Origin of the sequence: Zarconia navalis LEGE 11467 (genome assembly GCF_015207075.1) — a bacterium.
GTDB classification, from domain to species: domain Bacteria; phylum Cyanobacteriota; class Cyanobacteriia; order Cyanobacteriales; family Geitlerinemataceae; genus Zarconia; species Zarconia navalis.
Window position 1 is genome coordinate 1 of record NZ_JADEXN010000381.1, and the last position, 5,507, is coordinate 5,507.

Genomic DNA, 5,507 nt, shown 5'->3' on the forward strand with positions numbered 1-5,507 from the left:
TATAGCAATTCTCAGTCTTGTGAGGTACACCCAAATTCTATTTCCTATTCCCCATTCCCCATTCCTGGTTACTGAGCCTGTCGAAGTGCCCATTCCCCATTCCCGAAAACCAGAAACTCTGTACTTCAACAGATTGATAACCGCTATAACCTATTTTATTAAGCTTTTTGCGCACCTTTGCCAGCGATCGCATCATCCATAATTTCCTCAACCGCCATCGACTCAATCCGGCAATGGGCGACTCAAATTCCCCACGGCGATCGAAAAAAGTATTAATCTCCGTTAATATGACTCTGAGTCGCCGCACCAGATTTTCTTCCCGATACGGCTCGAAAAACGACTCCGGTAAAAGAGGGCGATCGGGGGAATTGAGAACTGCGAGAATCCGTTCCACATCGTACTGTCGATCGAATCCGGCAATTTTGTGACAGTTGAAGCCCGGATCGAGATAATCCGCCAATCCGCTATTGACACTCGAAAAGACTTGGCAGCCGCACGCGAGTGCCTCCAACGGCGGCAACCCAAACCCTTCGCTCACACCACTCACGCCCCAATATTGGGCAGAATCGTAGAGATAAATTTTGCTGCGGTTGAATAACTCGGCGATGTCTTCAACAAAACCCGTCAAAAGCTCGACGCGACAGTGCTGTTGCAGGGCTGGAACCAGTTGTTCGAGGAGATATTCCGAAGACTTGCGAACCTGCACCAAGACATCGATATCCCGAGGCTTGTCCCGGTGGCAGAATTCATCCCCAATTTGATTGGGTAGGTAATAGATGAGGGCGTTGGGCGATCGCCCTCCCCAGTATCCCATGGTATTTCGGCTGACGGCGACGATCGGGATTTGGGGCGGCAGGTTGAAACCGTAACCGGTACTGTGGGCGTGATAGATCGTCTTGCGGTTTCCCAGTTGCGCTACGAGTTTGGGGACATCAAACCCCCAACTGACGACAAAGATACACTCGTCGGCATCCCGGCGAGCGAGAAGATCGGCCAAAAAAAGGCGATCGGGTTCTCGCTGTCGGTAGGTGACAATTTCCGCCGTGCAAATTTGGCGGGCGAGATTGACAGTTTTGAGTTCTGCCCAAAGTCCGCCGCCACCAAATTTCGATGTCGTTCCCGGAACTAGAAAGTACAGCGTTCTCATTTTCACAGCCTCCAGATAGAAGCAGAAGGAGCTGGGGGAGAGCGAACGGACAATTCATTTAATTAACAATCGGTGAGTTATTTTTCACCGCGTCACCCCATACCCCCTTTCGGGTAATGTCAAAGCTAAAGACTCTCGATATACTATAAGTACGCTCATAAGTCAATCCCTTTCATGAAAAAAGATAAGCCAAACAGACGCAGGGGTTGAACGGCTCGATCGGGTTAAAAGAGTTGCCAAGTCGGGGAGTGAGAACAGTGCACGATAGCGCTTCTAGACCGCACGCGAGCCGACATTATCTGTGAGCGCTTAAATTTTCGCTTCGGTAAACATTATGAGTTTAACAGTCGATCGTCAAAGCACCTACTTCCACGAGCGGATCGAGCAAACCGTCGGCCAGTGGGAAGGTAGCAGAACTTACGAATCCGTGAAAACAGGTAAAATAACGCAAGTTTCTAACCGATTTGAGGTGACGCTCGATCGGGATGAAGCTGCTTGCAGACATCTAGAACAATTACACGCTCTACCCTCTGAGACGTTTCCTTACATCATTCATATTTATTGGAAAAGTCACGATCGCGATACCCGCAAGTTGCTTAGTGAAGGCTCGATGCTCATGGGATATCACAACGGCTGGCTGTATCGAAATCGAGGGTACGTTACCGATATGCCTGTATTGAGTCAGGTAGAAATGCCTTCTCCCGACCATATGCTCATCCGTACTTTTTACGAAGGTGTCACCACCTTGGGAGACGAGACGGTTGCTTACGAAGAAAACTTCCGATGGGCCGGAGACCATCGCCTGCGCACGGTTTTGGCGTGGGATAAAAATCACCAACTCACCCTCATGGGGCAGTATATGGAGCGCAAACTCGCCGCGTGAAAACTATTCCCTGCGAGCTGGAGAAGCCGGGGAAGAGAATGGGAGAAAATTAAGCGCGATCGCGCTTAATTTTCTCCACAACCATCCGGCAACCAAATCGAAACAGTCGTTCCTTTGTTTTTTCCATCGCTGGTAATTTCAATTCGCCCCCCCATCATTTCGATAAATTTTTTGCAAATGGTCAAGCCCAAACCCGTGCCGCCATAGCGTCGTCGAATCGAGCCATCTTCTTGGACGAAAGCTTCAAACAGGGTCTCTTTTCGATCGACTTCAATGCCCAGACCGGTATCGACGATCGAAAAACGCACCATCGGCGGATCGGACTCGGGTTGGCGGGCCACTTCTATACGAATTTCACCGGCTTCTGTAAACTTGAAGGCGTTGGAGAGTAAGTTCATCAGAACCTGCCGCAGCTTGTTCTCGTCGCTGTAGAGACGATCGAGCTGACAATCCACACTCAACGAGATGCCGCGTCGGTTGCTCTCGGGTTGGAAGATCCGCCGGATACGATCGAGGAAGGATGCTAGCTCGAATTGAGTGGTTTCGACAGTCATTCGATCGGCCTCTATTTTCGCAATATCGAGAACGCTGTTGACGATTTCCGTGAGGTTTTCTGCCGATAGATGAGCCGCGTCGATATATGCTTTGAGTTCTTCTTCGTTGTTGTAGAAGCCTTCGTGGAGGAGTTTGAGGTAAGTGAGGATTGAAGCCAGGGGCGTTCGCAGTTCGTGGTTGGTGGAGGCGAGAAAGTCGGATTTGAGGCGGTTGGCTTGTTCTGCGGCGCGACGCGCTTCATCGAGTTCGCGATTGCGCATTTCCACCAGGATGCGCTGTTGGCGTTCGCGGCGGTAGAGCCGTTCTTGCAGCAATGCGATCGCCAGATGCCCGGCTAGGGCGGTGAGGAGTTTGCGATCGCCCGTCGTCCACTGGGGGGCTTGCCCTTTGACGATCTCTCGCCATTGTTCAAAAGACTGCCGGGGACGGTTTTGCCGAGTATCCGATTCGCAATCGCCCGCCCACAGTCGTTCGGTCTCGAGAGAGGGACGAAAAACCGCAAGCTCGCCCAAGGTTTCTCCCGCATATTGCAGGGGAGTGAAAATCGCGCCGCAGATGTCTGTCTTCCTAAAACTGGGGAGAATGACATCGAATTGGGGAACTCGGTAGATATCGGTGGTGGTAAAGGGTTGCTCGATGGCAGTGAAGGTTTGGCAGTACTTCGTCCAGTCCTGGGGGGTAAGTTGGGGAATCGAACCGTGGGAGTAGCAATGGGAAACCCCGTTCTCCGACCAACACAGGAGACCGCCGCAGGCTTGGAGAGCGAAAACAATTTTATCGAGAACCCTTTTGAGATCGGGCTTGGATTCGGCAGGGGAATACAGCAGGGTGGTAATTTGGTTGATGGTGGCTTCCCGTCGGGCCCGGTCTTGGGCTTCACCGAACGCAGAGGCTTGTTCGATGGCAATTTCGAGTTGTTCGGCGATCGCCCCGACGATTTTTTGTTCGATCGCGCTGAAGCTTTTCGGTTGGGCGTGGTGGGCGATGAGCAAGCCCCAGAGACGATCGCCACGGGCATCTCCACCGATATCGCTTCTGATAATGGGAATCACCATAGACGATTGCACCCCCATCAATTGCAAATACTCTACGTGACAGGAATCGACGGGGCGCGCTAAGAGCTGCTGTAAGGGTTGCTCGCGGACTTCCTCGACACTGAGTTCTTCAGTGGCGGTGGATAGCCCCCGTCCGGGTTCGCTCAGGCGCAGTTCTTGTCGATCGACGTTGACGATCGATCGCACTCGGGCTTTACAGAACAGTTCCCGCGCTTGGGGGGGAATGTCTCCAGCGGGGAAGTGCAGACCCGATAGAGATGCGAGACGATCTCCAGCTCTGGCTTCGGCAACGACTTGCCCGTTACCGTCGCTGTCGAATTTATAAATTTTAACCCGATCGACCTTCAGAAACGATCGGACCTCTGCCACGGTGGTATCGAGTATTGTCTGGAGTTCGAGAGATTCTCGGATGTGGGTGGTTATCCGAGTGAGGAGGCGAACGAGTGTAGGACTCCAGTGCCGTTTCGATCCCATTGCCGTTCTTCCTTCTGTCAAATGAGTTTTTACACTTTCGATTATTGCGCAATGTTCTATTTTCGTTTTGAAATTAACCGATAATACCGATAAGTCAACTTCAGCGCTTGGATTCTCGATATTTTTTGGCGCGATTTGAATGGCTTGGAGCCTTCAAAAGCCAGAGAACTCAATTTTGCGATCCTGTATCCTTATAAACTTATTCATAAGAAGAATCTATCTATTTTTAGTAGATTTCAGAGTTTCAGACTTGAGAAAATGCTTTTTTACGGTAGCGTCTCTTGATATCAAATGGTTACTGTTACGCTCCAGGGATCGAGAATGCTTTCAAATTCAACTTAAAATGTGATTTTGACAACAGTTCTGCGTTGACTTGGCTTGGGGATAAAATCGAATCTTAAAACTGATTGCTTCTTACTCCCAGCGAACGATTAAGTTCTAAATGAGTGATTTTCAGTAATGCTAGACTTGCTCAAATTGTCGATCGCCCCCGATCGATACGTTCCTAACAGTCATTGCTACCTCTTACAAATTCCGTTAATGGGGCTGCACGCGATCGGCGATGTCACGATCGCTCTGTCCTTTTTTTCGATTTCGATCGCGTTGGCTTACTTCTCCCGACAGCGAGAGTTTTCTTTGCGGAGTCCGTTCGCGCTATTTAGCGCCTTGACTTTTGGATTCGGACTGGGGCATTTGCTCGAAATTTGGATGTTGTGGCATCCCGTCGATTGGTTATTGAGTATCAAGCAAGGGATTACAGCGTTGATGTCTGTGTATGCAGCGTGGAAGTTGCGGGACGTGCTGTCGCAACTTTTGTCAATAAATACCGAACTCCACCACAGCAAGGTACGCTGGCAAATTATTACCGACACCCTTCCGATTTGTATTGCCTACGTCGATCGCCACCTACAGTATCAGTTCGTCAATCGCAACTACGAAACCTGGTTCGATCGAGGGCTAGACACAATTGAAAAACAGTTTGTTGGCGATATTCTCGGCCCCGAAACTTACGCAATCCTTTCTCCTCAATTCGAGCGCGTTTTGTCCGGGCACTCAGTTCGTTACGAAGCCCAAATTCCCAACCCCAACGGCAGACATCGCGATGTCGAAAGCATCCTAGTTCCAGACTTCGATACCAACCAGCAGGTCTGTGGTTTCTATGCCTTCATCAGCGATATCAGCGAGCGTAAAGCCGCCGTTGCCGAACTTCGACTGTTTCAACGCACCATTGAAGTTGCCAGCAACGGTATCACCATTGCCGATGCCCGCCAACCAGATTTCCCGCTAATTTACATTAACTCTGGTTTTGAGGCAATGACGGGATATCCCGCCCGCGAAATACTCGGTCGAAATTGCCGTTTTTTGCAAAGAAGCAATACCGAGCAACCCGAAC

At 50.4% G+C, this 5,507-nt stretch carries 4 protein-coding genes; 2 read left to right on the plus strand and 2 right to left on the minus strand.

The window, feature by feature from the left end; translation table 11 throughout:
• Positions 1-37: 37 nt before the first annotated feature.
• Positions 38-1,147, minus strand: a complete 1,110-nt coding sequence (locus IQ235_RS17505; RefSeq protein ID WP_264322711.1) for a glycosyltransferase — start codon at positions 1,145-1,147, stop codon at positions 38-40.
• 334 nt (positions 1,148-1,481) lie between these two features.
• Here IQ235_RS17505 and IQ235_RS17510 point away from each other — a divergent pair, with 334 nt between their 5' ends.
• Positions 1,482-2,030, plus strand: coding sequence for a phycobiliprotein lyase (locus tag IQ235_RS17510; RefSeq protein ID WP_264322712.1), 549 nt, complete (start codon positions 1,482-1,484; stop codon positions 2,028-2,030).
• 65 nt (positions 2,031-2,095) lie between these two features.
• On the opposite strand, the gene IQ235_RS17515 is transcribed toward IQ235_RS17510, so the two are convergent.
• Positions 2,096-4,114: an ATP-binding protein gene (locus IQ235_RS17515; RefSeq protein ID WP_264322713.1), complete on the minus strand. Its 2,019-nt coding sequence runs from the start codon at positions 4,112-4,114 to the stop codon at positions 2,096-2,098.
• A gap of 459 nt (positions 4,115-4,573) precedes the next feature.
• Here IQ235_RS17515 and IQ235_RS17520 point away from each other — a divergent pair.
• Positions 4,574-5,507 (plus strand): PAS domain-containing protein (locus IQ235_RS17520; RefSeq protein WP_264322714.1); only part of this gene is annotated, 934 nt, incomplete at its 3' end.